We start from the raw sequence: 21602 nt of genomic DNA, 5'->3' as shown, positions 1-21602 counted from the left end.
GGCACAACGGTTTTTTATTTTAATCAGCGCGGCTTAGCGGCGTCAAAGGTGCCGCGGGCGGTGTGGCCAGTTCCACCACCTACGCACCGCCCGCCGGCGGGGTGTGCATGTTGCCCTGCTCGGAGGCCGTGAGTGCGATCTGCCGCAGGACCTTGCACGTGTGGTCAATGGTATCGGATTGGCGTGACAGGGCTGCGGACACACACAAGACGAGCCGGCGGGTGCCGAGCCCAGTGAGCATCCGCACCTGGACCCCACCCGGGAGCACCCCCAGCCCGAGTTTGGGGAGCACGGCGATGCCGAGGCCCGCGGCGACCATGTGGAGGGCGACGTCGTAGTCCTCATACACATACTTCCCCGACGGCGTGAACCCCCACTGGTGGGCCAGGCGCGTGGTGGCGATCCCGGCGGCTGTGTCCGGGTCGACTCCGAGCCAAGTCTCGCTGGCGAACTCGCGCGGATCAGCCGGCTCAGCATAGGAGGAGGGGTAGACCATGTACCACGGCTCTTGCAGGAGCGGTAGCACGTTGACCCCACGGGGGCCACGCGGGATCTCCGAGTCATATTCGAGCACGGCGATGTCGGCCCGCCCACGACGCACGGCGGCCAGCGCGGCGTCGGTGGTGGATTCGCGCAGATGGAGGTCGATGCCGGGGGCCATCTCGGCGAAGAGGTCCAGGTTGGGCAGGACGAGACCACGGATGACGGTCTGGAAGGAGGCGAGGCGGACGATTCCGGTGGGCACCCCCTCGGCTTCGAGCAGCTCGCGCACAGTGCGATCGAGTTCACTTTCGATGCGTTCGGCACCCGCGACGACGATCTTGCCCGCCTCCGTCAGCACCGCGCCGGAGTGCGTGCGCACGAGCAGCTCGACCCCGCATTCCCGCTCCAGCTTGCGGATTTGCTGGCTTACCGCCGAGGGCGAGACACGCAGGGCGTCGGCCGCCGCTTGGATGCCACCTTCCCTCGAGACGGCCAAGAGAACGTCAAGACGTTGCACCGAAATAGCCATGAAGTAAAACTTAACCCCAACTCCAGCTAATTTCAATTGTCATTAACCTTCTGGGCCGTCACTATAGAGCTGTGAACGAAACAATGCAGACCATCGCACAGTGTCTTGGATGGATCGGCGCCGCGCTCTACCTCGGCGGGTACTACCTCGTCTCCACCGGCAAGCTCGCGGCCGATTCACTGCGCTACCAGCTCATGTGCATCAGCTCGGGGCTATTCATGGTCATCCTCGCCTCCGCCACCGGCGCCTGGCCCTCGGTGTTTTCCAACGCCATGTTCGTTCTCATCGGCTTTTACGTGGTGCTCACCGTCAAGCGCGCCTACCTGCGCCAGCTCATCGCCACCAAGGCCCGCCGCCCGCGCCGCGAGCCCCTCTACGAGCTGCCCTCCGACGACGCCCACATCACCTTCTCCTACATTGACGAGGTGGTGACCGCCCACGCCCTGGGCAAATAGGGATCAAGTGTGCGATACGGACGATCGCAACGAAAAAGCGGCGAGGAACACTCGCCGCTTTTGTTTGTTCGCTTTCCCTTAGGCCTCGACGATATCGAGCACCTCGTAGGGATCACGCAGCGCCGGATCGTACATGGCGCGCTCGTAGCCCTCGTTGTAGAACAGGGGGCTGCCGATGATGATGTCCGCAGTCGCGCGGTTCATCGCCACCGGGATGTTGTACTGGGTGGCCAGGCGCAGGAGCGCCTTGACGTCCGGATCGTGAGGCTGGGCAGCCTCCGGGTCCCAGAAGAAGAACATCGCGTCCAGACGATCTTCGACAATGCGGGCGCCGATCTGGGCGTCGCCACCCTTGGGGCCCGACTTGAGGATTTCGACGTCGAGGCCGGTTTCGTTGCGAATCAGAGTCGCGGTGGTTCCCGTACCACACAGGATGTGCTCCTTCAGCACGGGGAAGTTGTACTGAGCCCACTCGAGGAGCTCCTGCTTCTTGCGGTCATGTGCGACCAGTGCAATTCTCATCTGACACCTCCTAGGATGCCACTCATGCGGCACGTTGCCGCGCTTTCCCACCAGGGATACCCCGGGCAGGACAAAGCCCCTTGGCCATTCGACCAAGGGGCTTCCTTGCACCTTCCACGCTAGCAGGACCACCAGCCTAGGTGAAGCTGGAAAACTGTGAAGCTAACCTCCACCCACACCCAAGACGGGCCCGATCGACCGCTTCCTCAACTTCATCGAGTGGTCGGGCAACCGGTTGCCCGCCACGATCATCATCACCGCCAGCGCGTCGCACACCCATAGCCGCCGGCCGGCAGGACTAGCCACCCACTACCGCCCCTCCCTCGCGCGGGGCGCTATCCTCGGTAGCGCCGCGTGAGGGTGGCCTGCTGCCCGTAGAGCTCGGGTGCGGGGTAGCCGATTTCCTCGAGCGTGAGGGGATGAGGAGCGGCGACTACCACCTCCCCGTTACGCACCGCCTCCTTCAGGCGCGCGGCCGGCCAGCCCTCGTCGCGGGCCCCACGGCCGACCTCGATGAGGGTTCCCATGAGCGTGCGCACCTGCGAGTGGCAAAACGCGTCAGCCTTGGCATACCCCACGACCATCCCGCCCGTGCGCTCGAAGCCGAGCTCGAGCAGCGTGCGCACGGTCGACGCCCCCTCGCGCGGCTTGCAGAAGGACAGGAAGTCGTGCTCACCGAGCAGGCCCTGCGCCGCCCGGTTCATCGCGTCGACGTCGAGCGGATAGTCGAGCCAGAGCACGTCGCGCCGGCGCGGATCCCAGGCGCCCACCCCGTCGGCGATCCGGTAGGAGTATCGCCGCCACAGCGCGGAAAAACGAGCGTCGAAGTCCTGCGGGACCGCCCGGGCGTCGCCCACGATGACATCCGTGTAGCCCGGCGCCCCGCCCGCCCCGCGCGCCGTGATCGCGTTGACCTTCGCCACCAGCGCCTCGCCCGGGGTGCGACTGGAGCGCCCGGGCAGTGCCTCCCAGGCCGCGGGGGCGACGTCGAGGTGCGCGCATTGTCCGGCGGCGTGGACCCCGGCGTCGGTGCGGCCCGCCACCGTGAGCGCCACATCCTGGCGCAGGATCATCGCGAGCGCCGACTCGAGTTCGCCCTGGACCGTGCGCAGGCCGGGCTGGGCGGCCCAGCCGTGGAAGCCGGTGCCGTCGTAGGACAGATCGATGCGAATCCTCATGCCCCCAGACTACGGGGCCGGGCGGGCCTGTAGAAACTATCGAATGTCTAGACTTTTGCGCTACCGTCTAAGCATGGACGCATCCCAGATTTACACGCTCGCCGTCGACTGCGGCGGTGGCGGCATCAAGTCCTGCGTCCTGGACGCGGGCGGGTTCCAGCGCAGCGACGTGGTGCGCACCCCGGTCCCCTACCCCTTCTCCCCCGAGGACCTGCTTCAGGTCATCGAGGCCCAGCTTTCCGAGCTCGGCGCGCCGCACATCGACCGCATGACGCTTGGCATGCCCGGCATGATCCGCCACGGCGTGGTGGCCTACACCCCGCACTACATCCGCCGCGCCGGCCCCCACACGCGCATCCTGCCCAACCTCGAGCACGCCTGGAACGGGCAGGACATGCAAACCGCGCTCGAGGCGCGCTTCGGCGTGCCCGCGCTCGTACTCAATGACGCCGAGGTTGCCGCCGCGGGGATCGTGTCCGGCAAGGGGCTCGAACTCGTGCTGACCCTCGGCACCGGTCTCGGCTCGGCCTTCCTCGACAACGGCCGCCTCGCACCCCATCTCGAAATCTCACACGCCACCGTGCGCTGGGGACTCACCTTCGACGACATCCTCGGCGAACACGAGCGCGTCCGCCTCGGCGATTCGGCCTGGTCGCGCCGCGTGGCCAAGGCCGTGGAGACCCTGTGGCCCGTCTTCCGCTGGGACTCGTTGTATATCGGCGGGGGCAACGCCGCGCGCGTGACCGACTCCGTGCGCGCCCGCATGCCGCAGGCGAACTGGGTGCCCAACATGGCCGGGATGGCCGGGGGCGTGCGCGCCTGGTCGATGGTCGGCAGGTAGCCAGGCGCCATCGCGAGACCGCGTACCCGCGAAAGCCGCGCGACGGCGTCGTGAACCCTCCGAAGCGCAAGTACTGTGGGCGACCACACCATGGAACAGTTGCATACTTATTCGCTCCAACGCATATACTTGTGAGTGCGCCACGCAGGCGCACCCACGTTCTACGGAGGAATCATGAAGCGCACGATCTCGGCCATCGCAGCCGCCACCCTTGCACTCACGCTCGCGGCCTGCTCCAACGACGACGTCAACGCAAGCGACGCCACGAGCGAGGGTATGCTCGCCGCCGACCTGTCCGGCATCACCAAGGACGACAAGATCGCCGCCATGGTCCCCGAGGCGATCGCCGCCGACGGCAAGCTGGTGGTCGGCACCAACATCTTCTTTGCCCCCGCCGAGTTCTACGCCCCCGACGGCGTCACCCCGCTCGGCTACGACATCGACATGGGCAACGCGATCGGCAAGGTCTTTGGACTCGACGTCGAATTCCAGCAAGCCGAATTCGCCGCGATCATCCCCGGCATCGGCACCCGCTACGAGATCGGCATCGCGAACTTCACCATCAACGCCGACCGCCAAGACGTGGTCGACATGATCAAATACCTCCAGGCCGGCTCGTCCTGGGCCGTGCCCGCCGGCAACCCCAACGGCTTTGACCAGACCCAGCCGTGCGGCAAAGTGGTGGGCGTCCAGACCGGCACCTACCAGGAAGAAGTCCTCGCCGACATGAACGAGGGCCAGTGCAAGGACGACCCGATCCAGATCCAGTCCTTGTCCGAACAGTCCGCCGTCACCCTGCGCGTGGCCTCGGGCCAGGTGGACGCCATGTACACCGACTCCCCCGTGGCCGACTACGCCATTTCCCTCAACGAGGGCAAGATCGAGCGCATCGGCGAGGTCGAGGACTCCGCCTCGTACGGCATCGTCACCCCCAAGGACAGCGCCGAGCTCACCGCCGCCATCCAGGCCGCACTCCAAAAGCTCATGGACGACGGCCAGCTCAAGGCCATCTTCGACACCTGGGGCATCTCCGAGGGCGTAGCCGACCAGGCCGTGCTCAACCCCGCCTCCTAATCGCGCAACCCCGGGTCGGCGGCTTGGTTGCCGTCCGGGGCCTTTGCCACCCCTCCCGTGGTCCTCAGAAAGCACACCATGCACGACAACATCGAAATCATCGACGCCGTCCCCGTCCGGCACTGGGGGCGCATCGTCTCCGCCGTCGTCGTGGGCATCTTCGCCCTCATGATCATCAACGTGCTCATCACCAACCCCAACTGGCACTGGGACGTGGTGTGGGCCAACCTCTTCCGCCCCGAAGTCATCAGGGCGGTGGGCTGGACCCTCGCACTCACCGTGGGGGCCATGGTGCTTGGCATCATCCTTGCCGTCACCATGGCCGTCATGCGCCGCTCCCAAAACCCCGTGCTGCGCTGGGTGGCGATGGCCTACATCTGGTTCTTCCGCGGCACCCCGATCTACACCCAGCTCATCTTCTGGGGTCTCATCGGCACCCTGTTCACCACGATTACCGTGGGCATCCCATGGACGGACATCAACTTCTTCACCCTCAACCCCAACCGGCTAGTCCCCGGCGACCTCCAGCGCACGATGTTCATTTACGCCGTGCTCGGGCTCGGCCTCAACGAGGGCGCCTACCTGTCCGAGATCGTCCGCTCCGGCCTCAACTCTGTCGACGCCGGCCAGGAGGAGGCCGCCAAAGCGCTCGGCATGTCGCGCGGCCAGGTGCTGCGCCGGATCGTGTTCCCGCAGGCCATGCGCGTCATCATCCCGCCCACCGGCAACGAGACGATCTCCATGCTCAAGACCACCTCGCTCGTCTCCGCCGTCCCCTTCACCCTCGACCTTACCTACGTCACCAACGCCCTCGGCTTCGCCTCCCTGCGCCAAATCCCGTGGCTGCTCATCGCCGTCATCTGGTATCTCGCCATCACCTCTATCCTCATGGTCGGCCAGCACTACATCGAGGCCTACTACGGGCGCGGGGTCAAGGACGGCGACGTCGACCGGCTCTCCCGGCGCGCAAAGGCCAAGCAACGCCGCTCGCGCCAGGCCGCGATCAACGCCGCCGGCACCACGGTTGACAACCCGATGATCGAATACACACCCTAAGGCGCGCCGCCCTGCTAACTGAGACTTTGGGAAAAGAGAACGCTATGAACATGGTTGAGGTCCACGACGTCCACAAGTTCTTCGACAACCTCCACGTCCTGCGCGGGGTCAGCTTCGACGTGCCGCGTGGGTCGGTCACCACCATCCTCGGCCCCTCCGGCTCCGGCAAGTCCACCATCTTGCGGTGCATCAACGTACTGGAGACGATTCAGGCCGGGTCGATCATCGTCGACGGGCAGCTCATGGGCTACCGGAAGGTGGACGGCAAACTCCACGAGCTCACCGAAAAGCAGGTGGCCGTCCAGCGCACGCAAATTGGGATGGTCTTCCAGCGCTTCAACCTCTTCCCGCACATGACCGCGCTCGAGAACGTCATGGAGGCCCCGATCCAGGTCAAAGGCGTGGAGAAAGCGGCCGCGAAGAAGCGCGCCGAGGAGCTGCTCGCCCAGGTCGGGCTCGCCGACCGCGCCAGCCACTACCCCGCCGAGCTCTCCGGCGGCCAGCAGCAGCGCGTCGCCATCGCCCGGGCGCTCGCCATGCAACCGGAGCTCATGCTCTTCGACGAGCCCACCTCCGCGCTCGACCCCGAGCTTGTGGGCGAGGTGCTCGCCGTCATGAAAAACCTCGCCGCCCAGGGCATGACCATGGTGGTGGTCACCCACGAGATCGGCTTCGCCCGCGAAGTCTCCGACCAGGTGATCCTTATGGACGAGGGCCAGATCGTCGAATCCGGCACCCCCGCCGACGTCTTCGACCACCCCTCCCACCCTCGCACCAAGGAATTCCTGGCGAAGGTGCTCTAGCGCGCACTGTGCCGCCCCGCCTTCCTACGCGAGTACGTGGCGATCCTGGTCAAGTTCAAGTGGGTACTCATCGGGATGACCGGCGCATTCGGACTGTTCCTGTTCATCACACTCTAAGTCTCCCTTGACCCTCACGCCGCGTCAGGAACCATGATCGAGATATGAGAACAGTTGGTGACGTAGCCCAGCTCCTGGGAATCTCGGTACGAACGCTCCACTATTGGGAGGAGCGCGGGCTCGTGGTTCCCGAGCGCACCTGGTCCGACTACCGCCTCTACTCCGACACCGACATCGCCCGTCTCCAGCAGGTCATGGCCTACCGAACCACTGGCATGAGCCTTGACGCGATCCGAGATCTGCTCGCCGGGCCGGGTACCGGCGTCGACCACCTACGCCGCCAGCGCCAGCTTCTCATGGAAAAACAGGGCGAACTGACACGCATGATCGACGCCCTCGACTACCTTCTGGAGGATGCCATGAACAATCACGAACTTAGCGTCGACGAGGTCGCCGCAATCCTGGGCGAGGCCAACTTCCCCGCCTACCAGGCCGAAGCCGAGGAGGCCTACGGCGAAACATCTGACTGGGAGATCTCAGCCAAGCGCCAAGCCCGCATGACCAAGGCCGACTGGGAGAGGGTGGCCAGGTGCCAGCACGACGTCGAAACCCGGCTCGCCCAGGCCATGCAGGCCGGCGTCGTCCCCGGCTCTGAGGAGGCAAACGCCCTTGCCGAGGAGCATCGGGCACTTCTATCCGAGGGCTTCTTCCCCGTCACACACGCCAAACACGTCATCCTTGGGCGTGGCTATGTCGCTGACCGGCGCTTCCGCGCCCACTACGACGACGTCGCCCCCGGGCTCACCCACTGGCTCCACCAGGTGATCGACGCCAACGCGGCAGCCCACGGTGTCGACCTCGAGCGGGTCGAGTGGGTCTGAATTCAAGCGACGTCAGGCTCGACCCACTAAAAACTTTTGGACGATTCCGAGGAGATCTTCGTATATGAGGAGATCACCCCGGAATCGTCCAGTACATTTAAATCGGTCCGAACCGCACCCGTGATACAACGATGCCCGGCTTATGCCGGGCATCGTTCATGCGAGCTTCTTACTCGGTGTCCTCCGCCGGAGCGTCCTCAGCCTCAGCCGGGGCCTCCTCGGCCTCGACTGCGGCCTCCTCAACCTCGGCCTCCTCAGCCTCAGCGGCCTTCTGGGCAGCCTTCTCGGCCTCCTTGACAACGGCCTGCTTGGGCGAGACCGGCTCGAGAACGAGCTCGATCAGGGCCATCGGAGCGTTGTCACCCTTGCGGTTCGGCAGCTTGGTGGTACGGGTGTAGCCACCGTTGCGCTCGGCGAACTTCGGGGCGAGCTCCTCGAACAGGACGTAGGCAACCTCGCGGTCGCCGAGGACCTTGAGGGCGAGGCGACGGTTGTAGGTGTCGCCCTTCTTCGCCTTCGTGATGAGCTTCTCGATGTGCGGACGCACGCGCTTGGCACGGGCCTCCGTGGTCACAACCTGCTCATTCATGATGAGCGACTTGCACAGGTTGGCAATAATCTTGCGCTCGTGGGACGGGCTGCCCCCGAGGCGCGGACCCTTTGCGGGCTTGGGCATATTTACTCCTCAATAACTGTGCGGGCAAGCTCTGCGAGCTCTTCCGCGCCTTCGCCTGCGGCGTCCTAGTCCCAGGCGAAGGTAATTCCTAAATTACGCGTCGTCGCTGAACTGCATGCCGTAGTCGTCACCGAAACCGGACATGAAGCCCGTGGGCGAATCCTTCAGACGAAGATCGAGCTTGGCCAGCTCATCCTTGACATCCTCAATCGACTTGGCGCCGAAGTTACGGATATCGAGGAGGTCAGCCTCCGAGCGCATGACGAGCTCACCGATCGTGTGTATGCCCTCGCGCTGCAGGCAATTCTGCGAGCGGGCGGGCAGGTTCAGGATCGTGATCGGGCGCTGCAGATCCGAGGACTGCTGCTCGACAACAGGGGCTTCCTTGAGCTCCAGGCCCTCCACCTCTTCATTGAGCTCCGTACACAGCGTAAAGAGCTCGACGAGGGTCTTGCCGGCGGACGCGAACGCGTCACGCGGCTGGGTGGACGGCTTGGTCTCCACGTCGACAATGAGCTTGTCGAAGTCGGTACGCTGGCCCACACGCGTGGCCTCGACCTTGTAGGAAACCTTCACCACCGGCGAGTAGATCGAATCGATCGGAATACGACCGATCTCGTAATCCGGCGAGTTGTTCTGCGCAGCGGACACGTAACCGCGGCCGCGCTCGACAGTCAGGTCAACCTCGATCTTGCCCTTCTCATTGAGGGTGGCGATCACGAGGTCCGGGTTGTGGATCTCCACGCCCGACGGGGGCGTGATGTCCGAAGCCAGGACCTGACCCGGGCCCTGCTTGCGCAGGTACATGAGAACCGGCTCATCGTGCTCGGAGGTCACAACGAGCTCCTTGAGGTTCAAGATGATCTCGGCGACATCTTCCTTGCAGCCGGGAACAGTCGAGAACTCGTGCAGGACGCCGTCGATGTGAACCGAGGTGATGGCTGCGCCGGGGATCGAGGACAGCAGCGTACGACGCAGGGAGTTACCCAGCGTGTAGCCGAAGCCGGGCTCGAGCGGGTCGAGCGTGAAACGCGAACGTGTATCGGAAAGCTTCTCTTCCATCAGCGTGGGTCGCTGTTCAATGATCACTGGTGATGTCCTTTCAACGGGTGCCCGCTATATGACACCCTGATTCTCTGATGTGGGTTCATCCCCTGCAGGGCGTGGCCCTGCGGCTTGAGGCCCCAAAGGGCCTGCGATCACACACGACGGCGCTTGGGCGGGCGACAGCCGTTATGCGCCTGCGGGGTCACGTCGGAAATCGAGGTGACCTCCAGGCCGGACGCGGTCAGCGAACGAATCGCGGTCTCGCGGCCGGAGCCCGGGCCCTTGACGAAGACGTCGACCTTCTTCAGGCCCATGTCCATCGCACGACGCGCGGCATTCTCAGCGGCGAGCTGAGCGGCGTACGGCGTGGACTTACGCGAACCCTTGAAGCCGACCATGCCCGCCGACGCCGTAGCGAGGACCTCGCCTTTGGCATCGGTGATCGAGACGATCGTGTTATTGAAGGTGGACTTGATGTGCGCCTGTCCGTTGAGGACGTTCTTACGCGCAGCCTTACGCGGGCGGCGCTGAGTCTTAGGTGGCATGTTTAAACTCCTCTACCCTACTTCTTCTTGCCTGCGACAGTCCGCTTCGGACCCTTGCGGGTACGCGCGTTCGTCTTCGTACGCTGACCGTGCACGGGCAGGCCACGACGGTGGCGGATACCCTGGTAGCAACCAATCTCGACCTTGCGGCGAATGTCGGCCTGGATCTCGCGGCGAAGATCGCCCTCGACCTTGTAGTGCTCGTCGATGTGGTTCTTGAGTTTAACCAGATCCTCCTCGGTCAGATCCTTCACGCGGATGTCCGGATTCACACCGGTGGCCGCGAGGGTCTCCTGAGAACGGGTCCGGCCGATGCCGAAAATGTACGTAAGCGCAATCTCGACGCGCTTTTCGCGCGGGAGATCAACGCCGGAAAGACGTGCCATGTTGTGGCTCCCTATTGTCTTCTTCCGAAGGTGTGGAGCATTACTGTCCCTGATCGGGCCTCAGCCTTCGGACTGAGGGTTGTGCTTTCGCACTAGTAATGCAATTGCTGCGGGTTACCCCGCGATCTGTGACTTAGCCTTGGCGCTGCTTGTGGCGCGGGTTATCGCAGATAACCATGACGCGACCGTGGCGACGAATCACCTTGCAGTTGTCGCAGATCTTCTTAACACTAGGCTTGACCTTCATTCGGGTGCTTCCTGTTGCCAAAGTGGCGGTAGAGTGCGGTTTACTTGTAGCGATAAACGATCCGGCCGCGGCTGAGATCGTAGGGCGTGAGCTCTACAACCACCCGGTCTTCCGGAAGGATCCTGATGTAGTGCTGACGCATCTTGCCAGAGATGTGTGCGAGCACCATATGCCCGTTTTCCAACTCGACACGAAACATCGCGTTAGGCAAGGCCTCAGTGACCGTGCCCTCTACCTCGATGACGCCTTCTTTTTTCGCCATGTTCCCCGCTTAACTGAAATTGCTATCGCCGGACGGATCCGACGGGTACCGACGTGGCACCAACGTTCAATACTACGGGATCGGCCCAACCGTTCGAAAGGGCGTTCGCGGTGTATCTCGTCACGCCTCGAGCGGGACGGGAACAATGCCGTACGGCGCGAGCCCTTCGACTCCCCCGTCCGGCGCGGTCAGCACCCAGATGCCACCCTTGTGCTTGGCCACCATGTGCTCCCAGTGGCAGGCGTCCGAGCCGTCCTTCGTGCGCACCGTCCACTCGTCGTCGTCGACGCTCGTGGCCTGGTTGCCCGCCGCCAGCATCGGCTCGATGCACAGCACCATTCCGCGCTTGAGCTTCGGGCTACGCCCCGACGTGCGATAATTGAGGACCTCCGGGTCCTGATGCATCGACGTGCCAATCCCGTGGCCGACGTAGTCGAGCAGGATGTCGGGCTGGTCGGCGTCGTCGAGGCCGGTGACGTAGTCGTCGATCGCGTTGCCGATGTCCGCCACACGCTTCCCGGTGGCCATCGCCGCAATCCCTACCCACATCGATTCACGTGTGATGTCATTCAGCCGCTCGCGCGCCTCCCGCACCTGCGGGTCTCCCCCGGGCAGGACCACCGAAATCGCGGCATCCCCGTGCCACCCATCGACGACGGCGCCGCAGTCCATCGACACCAGGTCCCCCGGCTGCAACTCGAGCGGGCCGGGGATACCGTGGACGACGACGTCGTTGACCGACGTGCAAATCTGGCCCGGGTAGTCGTAGTACCCGTAAAAATTGGAGACCGCGCCGTGGGCTTGCAGGACGTCGAGGGCAATCGCGTCGAGGTCCGCCGTGGTCATGCCCGCACGAATCTGATCGCGCAACGCCGTGTGAATCGCCGCCACCACAAGGCCAGCCTTGCGCATGGCGACGATCTGGGCGTCAGACTTGTACTCGATCACTTTGAGCCCAGGAAAGCCCGGCAGCCGGCAATCAGGCGGTCGCGCACTTCTTCGATCGTGCCGCGGCCGTCGATCGGCACGAGGATCCCGCGCTTGCGGTAGACGTCCAAAAGCGGCTGGGTCTTCTCGTGGTAGACCTCAATACGGTGGCGGATGACCTCTTCCGTGTCATCCTCGCGCCCCTCAACCTCGGCTCGCTTGAGAAGACGATCCACGATCGCCTCCTCCGGGAAGTCGAGCTCAATCACGGCGTCGAGCGGAGCATCCCGCTCCTCGAGCATCTTGTCCAACGCCTCGACCTGCGCGAGCGTTCGCGGATACCCATCAAGGAGGAAGCCATTCTCCGCGCCCGTTTCATCCAGGCGAGAGGCCACAAGGCGATCCGTCAGCTCGTCAGGCACGAGGTTGCCCTCATTGATGTAGGAGGCGATCAGATCGCCGAGCTCGGAACCGGACGTAATGACGTCGCGAAACGCCTGGCCGGTAGAAAGCCACGGAATGCCCAGGCGTTCAGAGACGCCGGCTGCCTGCGTGCCCTTGCCAGCCCCGGGAGGGCCAACAATGACGAGACGGTAATTCATCGGAGGAATCCTTCATAGTGACGCTGTTGGAGCTGAGCGTCGATGTCCTTCACGGTCTGGAGGCCGACGCCCACGAGAATAATAATCGACGTTCCACCGAAGGATAGGGAATTAATACCCATGGAGTTGAAGACGATCTGCGGAATGAGCGCGATAATCGCGAGGTACATCGCACCCACCCAGTTGATGCGGTTAATGACGTAGCGCAGGTAGTCGGCGGTCGGCTGCCCGGCGCGTATGCCCGGCACGAAGCCGCCGTAACGCTTCATGTTGTCCGCGATCTCCTCCGGGTTAAACGTGATGGAGGTGTAGAAGAACGCGAAGAAGATGATGAGGAGCGCATACATGACCAGGTACCAGCCCGAGCCGTGCGAGAAGTTCTCCGCCACCCAGCGTGTCCAGCCGGAGTTCTGATCACCGAACTGGGCGATCATTTGCGGCAGGCCAAGGATGGAGGACGCGAAGATAACGGGGATCACGTTCGCCATGTTGATCTTCAGCGGAATGTAGGTGGAGGTGCCGCCGTAAGTACGACGACCGACCACGCGCTTGGCGTACTGGACCGGGATGCGACGCTGGGACTGCTCCACGAACACGACCACGAGCGTGATCGCCAGGAACATCGCGAGCACGATGAGGAGGCGGGAGACGCCGCCGTCGGAACGGTAGACGTTCGTGAGCATCGTGGGGAACGACGCCGCGATACCCGTGAAGATGAGCAGCGACATGCCGTTGCCAACTCCGCGCTCGGTGATCAGCTCGCCCAGCCACATGATGAGGCCCGTACCGGCGGTCACCGCGAGGATGGTCAGCAGGTATTTGCCCGGGTTCGCGTTCGGGATCGGGTCAACCGTGCACAGCTGGAAGATCGAAGAATTAGCCACCGACACGATCACCGAGGCCTGGAGGACAGCCAAAAAGATCGTGAGGTAACGGGTGTACTCGGTCAGCTTCGCCTGACCGGTCTGCCCTTCCTTGTGTAGCTCCTCGAAGCGCGGGATGACCACTCGCATGAGCTGGACGATAATCGACGCCGTAATGTAGGGCATGATGCCCAGGGCGAAGATCGACAGCTGCAGGAAGCCACCGCCCGAGAACATATTCAACATCGTCAACAGATCAGCGCTACCCTGCTCGTCCAGACACTGCTTGACGTTGGCGTACGACACAAACGGTGCAGGCATGTAGGTACCGAGGCGATAGATCGCCATGATAAACATCGTAAAAAGAAGCTTGCGCCTCAGATCCGGTGTACGGAATGCCGATACCAGTGCTTTGAACAAAACAATCCTCCAAATGCCAGCCCGTGGGCCGTCGCGTGGTGCCCGATCAATCGAGCTCGTGAGATCTGCGCATGCAGATCTTGCCGGTGTCTAGGCAGACACCGTTTCACTATACCTACTCCCACCCTGATACAAATAACCAAAATGGGCGGATGTGCGACAAATCGCGGTGAAACGCAATTGGCCCCCACAGGTTGTGGGGGCCAATTGACTAAGTGTTAGGCATCTCGCTTCGCCAGCGTTCCGCCAGCGGCCTCGATCTTGGCCTGGGCCGACGCCGACCAGGCGTCGACCACGGCGTTGATCTTGACCGTGATCTCACCGGTGCCAAGAATCTTGACCGGGCGGTTCTTGCGAACCGCGCCCTTGGCCACGAGCTGCTCGACGGTGACGTCGCCACCCTCGGGGAACAACTCGTTCAGGGCGTCAAGGTTGACAACCTGGTAGTAGACCTTGGCCGGGTTCTTGAAGCCGCGCAGCTTCGGCAAACGCATGTGGAGCGGCATCTGGCCACCCTCAAAGCCCGGACGAACCGTGTTGCGGGCGTGCGTACCCTTGGTGCCACGGCCCGCGGTCTTACCGCGCTTGCCGCCCTCACCGCGACCAGCGCGGATCTTGGCTTTGTTCGAGCCCGGGGCCGGACGCAGGTCGTGAATCTTCAGCGGCTCCGACTTGGTCGTCGAATCAGTCATTACTCGACCTCCTCCACATCGACCAGGTGTGTCACCTTACGGATCTGGCCGCGGATCGCGGCGTTGTCCTGGTGGGTCACGCTCTGGTGAATCTTGTGCAGGCCAAGGGAGGCGATGGTCGCCTTCTGGGACTGCGTGGCCCCAACGAGGCCCTTCTTCTGCGTAATCTTCAGCATCATGCACCAACTCCCGCGGCGGCAGCCTCGTTCTCTTCGCGCTTAGCTTCGAGCTCGGCGTCCTCGCGCTCCTTGGCCTCGTGCTCGGCACGGACCCGGAGCATCGCAGCCGGGGCAACCTGGTCAACAGGCAGGCCACGGCGAGCCGCAACCGCCTCGGGCTGCTCAAGCTGCTTGAGCGCCGCGACGGTGGCGTGCACGATGTTGATCGCGTTGGACGAGCCAAGCGACTTCGACAGGATGTCATGGATGCCAGCGGCCTCCATGACGGCGCGAACCGGGCCACCCGCGATAACGCCGGTACCGGCGGACGCCGGACGCAGGAGGACGACGCCGGCGGCGTCCTCGCCCTGCACCAGGTGCGGGATGGTGGTGCCGATGCGCGGAACCTTGAAGAAGTTCTTCTTCGCCTTCTCGGTGCCCTTCGCAATAGCGGCCGGCACTTCCTTGGCCTTGCCGTAGCCGACGCCAACGGTGCCGTTGCCATCGCCCACCACGACGAGCGCGGTGAAGGCCATGCGACGGCCGCCCTTGACGGTCTTGGCAACACGGTTAATGGTCACGACGCGCTCGATGTAGGCATTCCTGTCATCTGCGCGACGATCGGTACGACGCTCGTTGCGACGCTCGCGGTTGCCGCGCTCCTCGCGGTCACCCTCGGAGCGGCGTCCACGCTGCTCTGCAGCCATGTCTATATCCTCTCGTTTCAGATCACAGGTTCAGGCCGGCTTCGCGGGCGCCATCGGCAACCGCGGCCACGCGACCGTGATACTTGTTTCCACCGCGGTCGAGAACGACGGCGGAAACGCCGGCCTCGATCGCGCGCTTACCAATGCGCTCACCCACGATGCGGGCGGCGCCCACCTTGCCCTCGGTGTCCGACGGGAAGTCGGCCTCGAGCGTGGAGGCGTAGGCCAGGGTCTTGCCCTCCGAATCGTCGATGACCTGGGCGATCATGTGACGGTTCGAACGGGAGACGGCCAGACGGGGACGCTCAGCGGTTCCAACGACGCGCTTGCGAAGGCGCTGGTGGCGGCGCTTACGCGCAGCAAACTTGTGACTAGACATTACTTACCAGCCTTTCCAGCCTTGCGACGCACCTGCTCGCCAGCGTAACGAATACCCTTGCCCTTGTATGGTTCGGGCTTGCGCAGCTTGCGAATAGAGGCGGCCATCTCGCCAACCTTCTGCTTGTCGATACCGACGACCGAGAACTTGGTCGGCCCTTCAACCACGAAGGAGATGCCCTCGGTGGCCTTGACCAGGATCGTGTGCGAGTAGCCGAGGGAGAACTCGAGGTCCGAGCCCTTAGCCAGCACGCGGTAACCGGTACCGTGAATCTCAAGGTCCTTCTTGTAACCCTCGGTCACGCCAATGATGTTATTAGCCACGAGGGTACGGGTCAGGCCGTGAAGCGAACGCGACTCGCGCTCGTCATTCGGACGGGTGACGACGATCTGGCCGTCCTCCACCTTGACCTCGATCGGGGACGCGACGGTGAGCTCAAGCTCGCCCTTCGGTCCCTTGACCTTGACGTTGTTGCCATCAATGGCGACGTCGACGCCGGACGGGATAGAAATTGGGAGCTTACCAATACGTGACATTGCAGCCCTTCCTTCTACCAGATGTAGGCGAGGACTTCCCCACCTACGCCCTTGTCCTTGGCCTCGCGGTCGGTGAGGAGGCCGGAGGACGTGGACAAGATTGCCACGCCCAGGCCGCCCAGGACCTGAGGGAGATTGGTCGACTTGGCGTACACGCGAAGTCCCGGCTTCGAAATGCGGCGCAGGCCGGCGAGCGAGCGCTCGCGGTTCGGGCCGTACTTCAGGGTCAGGGTGAGCGTCTTGCCCACCTTGGCGTCTTCGACGGTGAAACCGTCAATGTAACCCTCACGCTTGAGGATGTCGGCGATCGACGCCTTCATCTTCGAGTACGGCATTTCAACCGACTCGTGGAACGCCGAGTTGGCGTTGCGCAGACGCGTGAGCATATCTGCAATGGGGTCTGTCATAGACATCGGGCCACAGCCCTTCCTCGTCGTGGTTTCCTTACCGGACCTGCGACGTAGTTTCTTACCAGCTTGCCTTCTTTACGCCCGGGAGCTCGCCCGCGAGGGCCATCTCACGAACACAGACTCGGCACAGGCCGAACTTACGGTAGACGGAGTGCGGACGACCGCAACGCTGACAGCGCGTGTAGGCGCGAACAGCGTACTTCGGCTTCCGGGCCGCCTTTTGCTTGAGAGCAGTCTTTGCCATTAGTCCTCCTTGAACGGGAAGCCGAGGTGGCGCAGGAGCGCGCGGCCCTCGTCGTCGGTCGTCGCGGTGGTGACAAAGGTGATATCCATGCCGCGGACGCGATCAATCTTGTCCATGTCGATCTCGTGGAACACGGTCTGCTCGGTCAGGCCGAACGTGTAGTTCCCGTTGCCGTCGAACTGCTTGGGCGACAGGCCGCGGAAGTCGCGGATGCGCGGCAGCGCGGTGGACAGAAGACGGTCCAGGAACTCCCACATGCGGTCACCGCGGAGGGTGACGTGGCAACCGATGGCCTGACCCTCACGCAGCTTGAACTGCGCGATGGACTTGCGGGCCTTCGTCACCTGGGGCTTCTGGCCGGTGATCGCGGTGATGTCCGCAATCGCGCCGTCGAGGATCTTGGAATCGCGAGCGGCTTCGCCCACGCCCATGTTGACGACGATCTTGTCCAGACCACCCACGTTGTTCACGTTGGTGTGGTTGAACTCCTTCTGCAGCGCCGGGAGGATCTCCTCGCGGTACTTGGTCTTCAGACGAGGGGTCACAGCTCGATCTCCTCTCCGCCACGGCGGCCGATGCGCTCGCGCATGATCTTCTTGCGGCCGTTACGCTCCACCTCAACCTCGCGGAATCCCACGCGGATAGGCTTCTTGTCCGGGCCAACAAGCATCACGTTCGAGATGTGAATCGGCGCCTCGACGGTCTCAATGCCACCGGTCGTGCCACCACGGTCGGTACGGCCAACCCGGGTGTGCTTCTTGACGCGCTGGACGCCCTCAACCACGACGCGATCGTCACGGACCTGCAGGACTCGGCCCTGCATGCCCTTGTCACGGCCTGCGATGACCTGGACGAGGTCACCCTTCTTGATCTTCGCCATGTTAGATCACCTCCGGCGCGAGCGAAACGATGCGCATGAACTGCTTGTCGCGAAGCTCGCGTGCGACGGGGCCGAAGATACGGGTGCCGCGCGGCTCGGTGTCATTCTTCAAAATGACAGCAGCGTTCTCATCGAACTTAATGTACGAGCCGTCTGCACGGCGCGTGTGCTTCTTCGTGCGGACGACGACGGCCTTGACCACGTCGCCCTTCTTGACATTGCCGCCAGGGATTGCATCCTTGACAGCGGCGACGATCACGTCGCCAATTCCGGCGTAGCGCCGACCAGAACCGCCGAGCACACGCATGCAAAGAATTTCCTTCGCACCCGTGTTATCAGCGATCTTCAGTCGCGTCTCCTGCTGGATCATTTACTTATCTCCTGTCGTCGTGCCGGTTCTCAATATTGAGCCTTGCCGAACGGATGTTTTCTCAGGTAAAGATACCTGAGATTACTTGGCCTTCTCGATGACCTCGACCACACGGAAGTGCTTGGTCGCGGACAGCGGTCGGGTCTCCATGATGCGCACGAGATCGCCCTCGCGAACCTCGTTCGTCTCATCATGAGCCTTAATGCGCTTGGACCGGGTCATAACCTTGCCGTAAAGCGCGTGCTTGCGGCGATCTTCGACCTCGACCACGACGGTCTTGTCCATCTTGTCGGACACGACGTAGCCGGTACGAACCTTGCGGTAGTTGCGCTGCGTCTGTACGTTCTTTTCCTGCTCGCTCATCGCGCTTCCTCTACTTCTTCTTAGCCGTCGGGGCGGTGCGGATTCCGAGCTCGCGCTCGCGGGCGACCGTGTAGATGCGCGCAATGGAGCGACGCACCTCCTTCAGACGGCCGGAGTCTTCCAGGCGATGGGTCACGGCCGAGAAACGAAGGTTGAACAGTTCAGCCTTCGCCTCCTGGAGGCGCTCGGCGAGCTCAACATCGGTGAGCTGATCGAGCTCTTCAGTGGTAATGCCCTTAGCCATTATTCACCATCCTCACGGGTAATAAAACGAGTCTTCATGGGGAGCTTGTGCTGGGCGCGGGACATGGCCTCACGAGCCAGCTGCTCGTCAACACCGGCCAGCTCGAACAGAACGCGGCCGGGCTTGACGTTGGCAACCCACCATTCGACTGAGCCCTTACCAGAACCCATACGGGTTTCGGCCGGCTTCTTCGTAAGCGGGCGATCCGGGAAGATGTTGATCCAGACCTTGCCGCCTCGCTTGACGTGACGGGTCATCGCGATACGGGCAGCCTCGATCTGGCGGTTGGTCACGTAGGCCGGCTCGAGAGCCTGGATGCCGTACTCACCGAAAGCCAGGGTGGTGCCACCCTTGGCCATGCCATGACGGTTCGGGCGGTGCTGCTTGCGATGCTTGGTTCGGCGGGGAATGAGCATGTAACTCAGGCCTCCGTTTCCTGGGTAGCGGGCGCCTCAGCTGCCGGAGCGGCGGGCGCCTCGGTGGTGGCCTGCTCGGCCTGGTTCTGACGACCACGGTTACCGCCACGACGCTCACCACGGCGCTCGCCACGGCCACGGCCGCCGCGACCACGCGGGGCCTCGGTCAGGGAGCGGTAGTACTCGACGTCGGTGACGTCACCGCGGTAGATCCACACCTTCACGCCGATGCGGCCGAAGGTGGTGCGGGCCTCGTAGAAGCCGTAGTCGATGTTGGCGCGCAGGGTGTGCAGCGGCACACGGCCCTCACGGTAGAACTCCGAGCGGGACATCTCGGCGCCGCCGAGACGGCCGGAGCACTGCACGCGGATGCCCTTGGCACCGGCGCGCTGCGCGGACTGGATGCCCTTGCGCATGGCGCGCCGGAAGGAGACGCGGGATGCGAGCTGCTCGGCGATGCCCTGAGCCACGAGCTGGGCGTCGGCTTCCGGGTTCTTAACCTCGAGGATATTGAGCTGGACGGACTTGCCGGTCAGCTTCTCCAGGTCCTGGCGGAGGCGGTCAGCCTCGGCGCCACGGCGGCCGATGACGATGCCGGGGCGAGCGGTGTGGATGTCGATGACCACGCGCTCGTTGCGACGCTCGATGTTGACGCGGGACACGCCCGCGCGCTCGAGGTTCTTCTCGATCATCTTGCGGATCTTGATGTCCTCACCGAGGAAGTCGGCGTAGGTCTTGCCGGCCTCGTTGGAGTCCGTGAACCACTTCGAGCGGTGGTCCGTGGTGATACCAAGACGGAAACCTACCGGATTAACTTTCTGTCCCATTCTTAGGCCTCCTTGGTTCCGACGATGACGGTGATGTGACTCGTACGCTTCATGATCCGATTCGCACGCCCCTGGGCGCGCGGCTGGATGCGCTTCATGGTCGGGCCCTCATCCACGTAGGTCTCGAGGATCTCGAGAGCGGACTCATCGAAGCGCTCGCCGGCCTGGCCGGCTGCGTAACGGGCGTTGGCGATTGCCGACTGGACGATCTTGCGAACGTCGCGGGCAACAGCCTGGGGTGCAAACTCGAGCACGTCCAAGGCGTTGGTTGCATTCAAACCGCGGATCTCGTTGATCACTCGGCGAGCCTTCTGCGGCGTGACGCGGACGTAGCGCGCCTGTGCCTTTGCTTCCATTATTCTGCCTCTCCTGCCTTATCGGCGACGGCCCTTGCGATCGTCCTTCTCGTGACCCTTGAAGGTGCGAGTCGGAGCGAATTCGCCGAGCTTGTGGCCGACCATGGACTCGGTGATGAACACCGGCACATGCTTGCGGCCGTCGTGGACTGCGAACGTGTGACCAAGGAAGTCCGGGGTGATGACCGAACGGCGCGACCAGGTCTTGATGACGTTGTGGGTGCCCTTCTCGTTCTGCTCATCAACCTTCTTCTGAAGGTGATCGTCGACGAAGGGGCCCTTCTTCAAACTACGCGGCATAGCTGACTACTCCTATCGAGACTTCTTGCCGGTCTTGCGACGGCGCACGATGAGCTTGTCGCTGGGCTTGTTCGGATGACGGGTGCGAGATTCCTTCTGGCCCCACGGGGAGACCGGGTGACGTCCACCGGACGTCTTGCCCTCGCCACCACCGTGCGGGTGGTCGAACGGGTTCATGACGACACCGCGGACGGTCGGGCGGACGCCCTTCCAGCGCATGCGGCCAGCCTTGCCCCAGTTGATGTTCGACTGCTCGGCGTTGCCGACCTCACCAACGGTGGCGCGGCAGCGGGTGTCGACCAGGCGGATTTCGCCCGACGGCAGGCGCAGGTGGGCGTACTTACCTTCCTTCGCGACCAGCTGGACGGACGAGCCGGCCGAGCGGGCGATCTTGGCGCCGCCACCCGGGCGGAGCTCCACGGCGTGGATAATCGTACCGATCGGGATGTTACGGATCGGGAGGTTGTTGCCGGGCTTGATGTCCGCGTTCGGACCGTTCTCCACCATCGTGCCCTGCTTGACGCCTTCGGGGGCGAGGATGTAGCGCTTCTCGCCGTCGACGTAGTGCAGCAGCGCGATGCGCGCGGTGCGGTTCGGATCGTACTCGATGTGAGCGACCTTGGCGGGCACGCCGTCCTTGTCGTGACGACGGAAATCGATCACGCGGTACTGGCGCTTGTGGCCACCACCGATGTGACGCGTGGTGATACGACCGTGGTTGTTACGACCACCGGTCTTCGGCAGCGGGCGCAGCAGCGACTTCTCCGGCGTAGATCGGGTGATCTCGACGAAGTCGGCAACGCTCGAACCGCGACGACCCGGGGTCGTCGGCTTGTACTTGCGAATTCCCATGAGTGTTCCTCAAT

General features: G+C 63.5%; 35 protein-coding genes. 6 read left to right on the top strand and 29 right to left on the bottom strand.

Translation table 11 applies throughout. The features are described from left to right. Window positions 1-79: 79 nt before the first annotated feature. Window positions 80-1012 (bottom strand): LysR family transcriptional regulator, encoded by a 933-nt coding sequence (locus QPC17_RS02140; RefSeq protein WP_062613549.1) that lies wholly within the window; start codon window positions 1010-1012, stop codon window positions 80-82. 71 nt (window positions 1013-1083) lie between these two features. On the opposite strand from QPC17_RS02140, the gene QPC17_RS02135 reads away from it, so the two are divergent. Beyond that, entirely contained in the window at window positions 1084-1467 is a 384-nt protein-coding gene (locus QPC17_RS02135; protein ID WP_143602044.1) for a CBU_0592 family membrane protein, read from the top strand. Between the two features lie 78 nt (window positions 1468-1545). Here QPC17_RS02135 and QPC17_RS02130 read toward each other — a convergent pair whose 3' ends face one another. Further along, window positions 1546-1989, bottom strand: a complete 444-nt coding sequence (locus tag QPC17_RS02130; RefSeq protein ID WP_062613551.1) for a methylglyoxal synthase — start codon at window positions 1987-1989, stop codon at window positions 1546-1548. Between the two features lie 335 nt (window positions 1990-2324). Further along, window positions 2325-3167, bottom strand: coding sequence for a tRNA pseudouridine(38-40) synthase TruA (gene truA, locus QPC17_RS02125; RefSeq protein WP_062613552.1), 843 nt, complete (start codon window positions 3165-3167; stop codon window positions 2325-2327). Window positions 3168-3240: 73 nt separating this feature from the next. Here truA and QPC17_RS02120 point away from each other — a divergent pair, with 73 nt between their 5' ends. The 5 genes from QPC17_RS02120 (at window position 3241) to QPC17_RS02100 (ending at window position 7879) form a co-directional block, all read left to right on the top strand. Beyond that, entirely contained in the window at window positions 3241-4008 is a 768-nt protein-coding gene (locus tag QPC17_RS02120; RefSeq protein WP_062613553.1) for an ROK family protein, read from the top strand. A gap of 174 nt (window positions 4009-4182) precedes the next feature. Then, window positions 4183-5082, top strand: a complete 900-nt coding sequence (locus QPC17_RS02115; protein ID WP_062613554.1) for an ABC transporter substrate-binding protein — start codon at window positions 4183-4185, stop codon at window positions 5080-5082. Between the two features lie 78 nt (window positions 5083-5160). Beyond that, window positions 5161-6138, top strand: coding sequence for an amino acid ABC transporter permease (locus tag QPC17_RS02110; RefSeq protein WP_062613555.1), 978 nt, complete (start codon window positions 5161-5163; stop codon window positions 6136-6138). 44 nt (window positions 6139-6182) lie between these two features. Then, complete coding sequence (locus tag QPC17_RS02105; protein WP_062613556.1) at window positions 6183-6941, top strand: amino acid ABC transporter ATP-binding protein; 759 nt, start codon at window positions 6183-6185, stop codon at window positions 6939-6941. 161 nt (window positions 6942-7102) lie between these two features. Next, a complete protein-coding gene (locus QPC17_RS02100; protein ID WP_285347412.1) occupies window positions 7103-7879 on the top strand; it encodes a MerR family transcriptional regulator in 777 nt (258 codons plus the stop codon). Window positions 7880-8048: 169 nt separating this feature from the next. Here QPC17_RS02100 and rplQ read toward each other — a convergent pair whose 3' ends face one another. From rplQ to rplB, 26 genes are all read right to left on the bottom strand, one after another. Then, window positions 8049-8555: a 50S ribosomal protein L17 gene (gene rplQ / locus QPC17_RS02095; RefSeq protein ID WP_062613558.1), complete on the bottom strand. Its 507-nt coding sequence runs from the start codon at window positions 8553-8555 to the stop codon at window positions 8049-8051. 93 nt (window positions 8556-8648) lie between these two features. After that, the gene (locus QPC17_RS02090) at window positions 8649-9644 is read right to left on the bottom strand and encodes a DNA-directed RNA polymerase subunit alpha (RefSeq protein ID WP_285347411.1); all 996 of its coding nucleotides are present in this window, start codon (window positions 9642-9644) and stop codon (window positions 8649-8651) included. 110 nt (window positions 9645-9754) lie between these two features. After that, window positions 9755-10147, bottom strand: a complete 393-nt coding sequence (gene rpsK, locus QPC17_RS02085) for a 30S ribosomal protein S11 (RefSeq protein WP_062613560.1) — start codon at window positions 10145-10147, stop codon at window positions 9755-9757. Between the two features lie 17 nt (window positions 10148-10164). Then, the gene (gene rpsM / locus QPC17_RS02080) at window positions 10165-10533 is read right to left on the bottom strand and encodes a 30S ribosomal protein S13 (protein WP_062613561.1); all 369 of its coding nucleotides are present in this window, start codon (window positions 10531-10533) and stop codon (window positions 10165-10167) included. Between the two features lie 133 nt (window positions 10534-10666). Then, a complete protein-coding gene (rpmJ, locus tag QPC17_RS02075; protein WP_009748913.1) occupies window positions 10667-10780 on the bottom strand; it encodes a 50S ribosomal protein L36 in 114 nt (37 codons plus the stop codon). A 40-nt stretch (window positions 10781-10820) separates the two neighbouring features. Continuing rightward, window positions 10821-11042, bottom strand: coding sequence for a translation initiation factor IF-1 (gene infA / locus QPC17_RS02070; RefSeq protein ID WP_062613562.1), 222 nt, complete (start codon window positions 11040-11042; stop codon window positions 10821-10823). Between the two features lie 120 nt (window positions 11043-11162). Further along, window positions 11163-11990 carry a type I methionyl aminopeptidase gene (map, locus tag QPC17_RS02065; protein ID WP_432049309.1) on the bottom strand — a complete coding sequence of 276 codons (828 nt, stop codon included), beginning with the start codon at window positions 11988-11990 and terminating at the stop codon, window positions 11163-11165. Further along, window positions 11987-12571, bottom strand: coding sequence for an adenylate kinase (locus tag QPC17_RS02060; RefSeq protein WP_062613563.1), 585 nt, complete (start codon window positions 12569-12571; stop codon window positions 11987-11989). The genes map and QPC17_RS02060 overlap by 4 nt, the downstream gene beginning before the upstream one ends. Further along, window positions 12568-13854, bottom strand: coding sequence for a preprotein translocase subunit SecY (secY, locus tag QPC17_RS02055; RefSeq protein WP_062613564.1), 1287 nt, complete (start codon window positions 13852-13854; stop codon window positions 12568-12570). Before secY ends, QPC17_RS02060 begins: the two co-directional genes overlap by 4 nt. Before the next feature lie 218 nt (window positions 13855-14072). Beyond that, complete coding sequence (rplO, locus tag QPC17_RS02050; RefSeq protein WP_062613565.1) at window positions 14073-14546, bottom strand: 50S ribosomal protein L15; 474 nt, start codon at window positions 14544-14546, stop codon at window positions 14073-14075. Next, window positions 14546-14725, bottom strand: coding sequence for a 50S ribosomal protein L30 (gene rpmD, locus QPC17_RS02045; RefSeq protein WP_068538838.1), 180 nt, complete (start codon window positions 14723-14725; stop codon window positions 14546-14548). The genes rplO and rpmD overlap by 1 nt, the downstream gene beginning before the upstream one ends. Then, on the bottom strand, window positions 14722-15411 hold the full coding sequence (gene rpsE, locus QPC17_RS02040; RefSeq protein WP_062613567.1) for a 30S ribosomal protein S5: 690 nt from the start codon (window positions 15409-15411) through the stop codon (window positions 14722-14724). Before rpsE ends, rpmD begins: the two co-directional genes overlap by 4 nt. A gap of 22 nt (window positions 15412-15433) precedes the next feature. Next, on the bottom strand, window positions 15434-15790 hold the full coding sequence (rplR, locus tag QPC17_RS02035; protein WP_062613568.1) for a 50S ribosomal protein L18: 357 nt from the start codon (window positions 15788-15790) through the stop codon (window positions 15434-15436). Then, complete coding sequence (rplF, locus tag QPC17_RS02030) at window positions 15790-16326, bottom strand: 50S ribosomal protein L6 (protein ID WP_062613569.1); 537 nt, start codon at window positions 16324-16326, stop codon at window positions 15790-15792. The genes rplR and rplF overlap by 1 nt, the downstream gene beginning before the upstream one ends. 14 nt (window positions 16327-16340) lie before the next feature. Further along, complete coding sequence (gene rpsH, locus QPC17_RS02025) at window positions 16341-16739, bottom strand: 30S ribosomal protein S8 (protein ID WP_062613570.1); 399 nt, start codon at window positions 16737-16739, stop codon at window positions 16341-16343. 55 nt (window positions 16740-16794) lie between these two features. Then, complete coding sequence (locus tag QPC17_RS02020) at window positions 16795-16980, bottom strand: type Z 30S ribosomal protein S14 (protein ID WP_024963318.1); 186 nt, start codon at window positions 16978-16980, stop codon at window positions 16795-16797. Further along, window positions 16980-17525, bottom strand: coding sequence for a 50S ribosomal protein L5 (rplE, locus tag QPC17_RS02015; RefSeq protein ID WP_062613571.1), 546 nt, complete (start codon window positions 17523-17525; stop codon window positions 16980-16982). The genes QPC17_RS02020 and rplE overlap by 1 nt, the downstream gene beginning before the upstream one ends. Further along, window positions 17522-17860 (bottom strand): 50S ribosomal protein L24, encoded by a 339-nt coding sequence (gene rplX / locus QPC17_RS02010; RefSeq protein ID WP_062613572.1) that lies wholly within the window; start codon window positions 17858-17860, stop codon window positions 17522-17524. Before rplX ends, rplE begins: the two co-directional genes overlap by 4 nt. A gap of 1 nt (window position 17861) precedes the next feature. Continuing rightward, window positions 17862-18230 carry a 50S ribosomal protein L14 gene (gene rplN / locus QPC17_RS02005; protein WP_062613573.1) on the bottom strand — a complete coding sequence of 123 codons (369 nt, stop codon included), beginning with the start codon at window positions 18228-18230 and terminating at the stop codon, window positions 17862-17864. An 81-nt stretch (window positions 18231-18311) separates the two neighbouring features. Further along, window positions 18312-18593 carry a 30S ribosomal protein S17 gene (rpsQ, locus tag QPC17_RS02000; protein WP_062613574.1) on the bottom strand — a complete coding sequence of 94 codons (282 nt, stop codon included), beginning with the start codon at window positions 18591-18593 and terminating at the stop codon, window positions 18312-18314. Between the two features lie 10 nt (window positions 18594-18603). Beyond that, window positions 18604-18837: a 50S ribosomal protein L29 gene (gene rpmC, locus QPC17_RS01995; RefSeq protein WP_062613575.1), complete on the bottom strand. Its 234-nt coding sequence runs from the start codon at window positions 18835-18837 to the stop codon at window positions 18604-18606. Beyond that, window positions 18837-19253: a 50S ribosomal protein L16 gene (gene rplP, locus QPC17_RS01990; RefSeq protein ID WP_062613576.1), complete on the bottom strand. Its 417-nt coding sequence runs from the start codon at window positions 19251-19253 to the stop codon at window positions 18837-18839. The genes rpmC and rplP overlap by 1 nt, the downstream gene beginning before the upstream one ends. A 5-nt stretch (window positions 19254-19258) precedes the next feature. After that, window positions 19259-20080 carry a 30S ribosomal protein S3 gene (rpsC, locus tag QPC17_RS01985; RefSeq protein WP_062613577.1) on the bottom strand — a complete coding sequence of 274 codons (822 nt, stop codon included), beginning with the start codon at window positions 20078-20080 and terminating at the stop codon, window positions 19259-19261. 2 nt (window positions 20081-20082) lie between these two features. Further along, complete coding sequence (gene rplV, locus QPC17_RS01980; protein WP_062613578.1) at window positions 20083-20436, bottom strand: 50S ribosomal protein L22; 354 nt, start codon at window positions 20434-20436, stop codon at window positions 20083-20085. Between the two features lie 18 nt (window positions 20437-20454). Then, window positions 20455-20736 (bottom strand): 30S ribosomal protein S19, encoded by a 282-nt coding sequence (gene rpsS, locus QPC17_RS01975; protein ID WP_024963327.1) that lies wholly within the window; start codon window positions 20734-20736, stop codon window positions 20455-20457. 12 nt (window positions 20737-20748) lie between these two features. Next, window positions 20749-21588, bottom strand: a complete 840-nt coding sequence (gene rplB, locus QPC17_RS01970; RefSeq protein ID WP_062613579.1) for a 50S ribosomal protein L2 — start codon at window positions 21586-21588, stop codon at window positions 20749-20751. Window positions 21589-21602 lie beyond the last annotated feature (14 nt).

The organism is Trueperella bernardiae (assembly GCF_030246965.1).
GTDB lineage: Bacteria > Actinomycetota > Actinomycetes > Actinomycetales > Actinomycetaceae > Trueperella > Trueperella bernardiae.
Note: the sequence above shows the minus strand (reverse complement) of the source record. Positions and strands in the feature narration are given on the sequence as shown.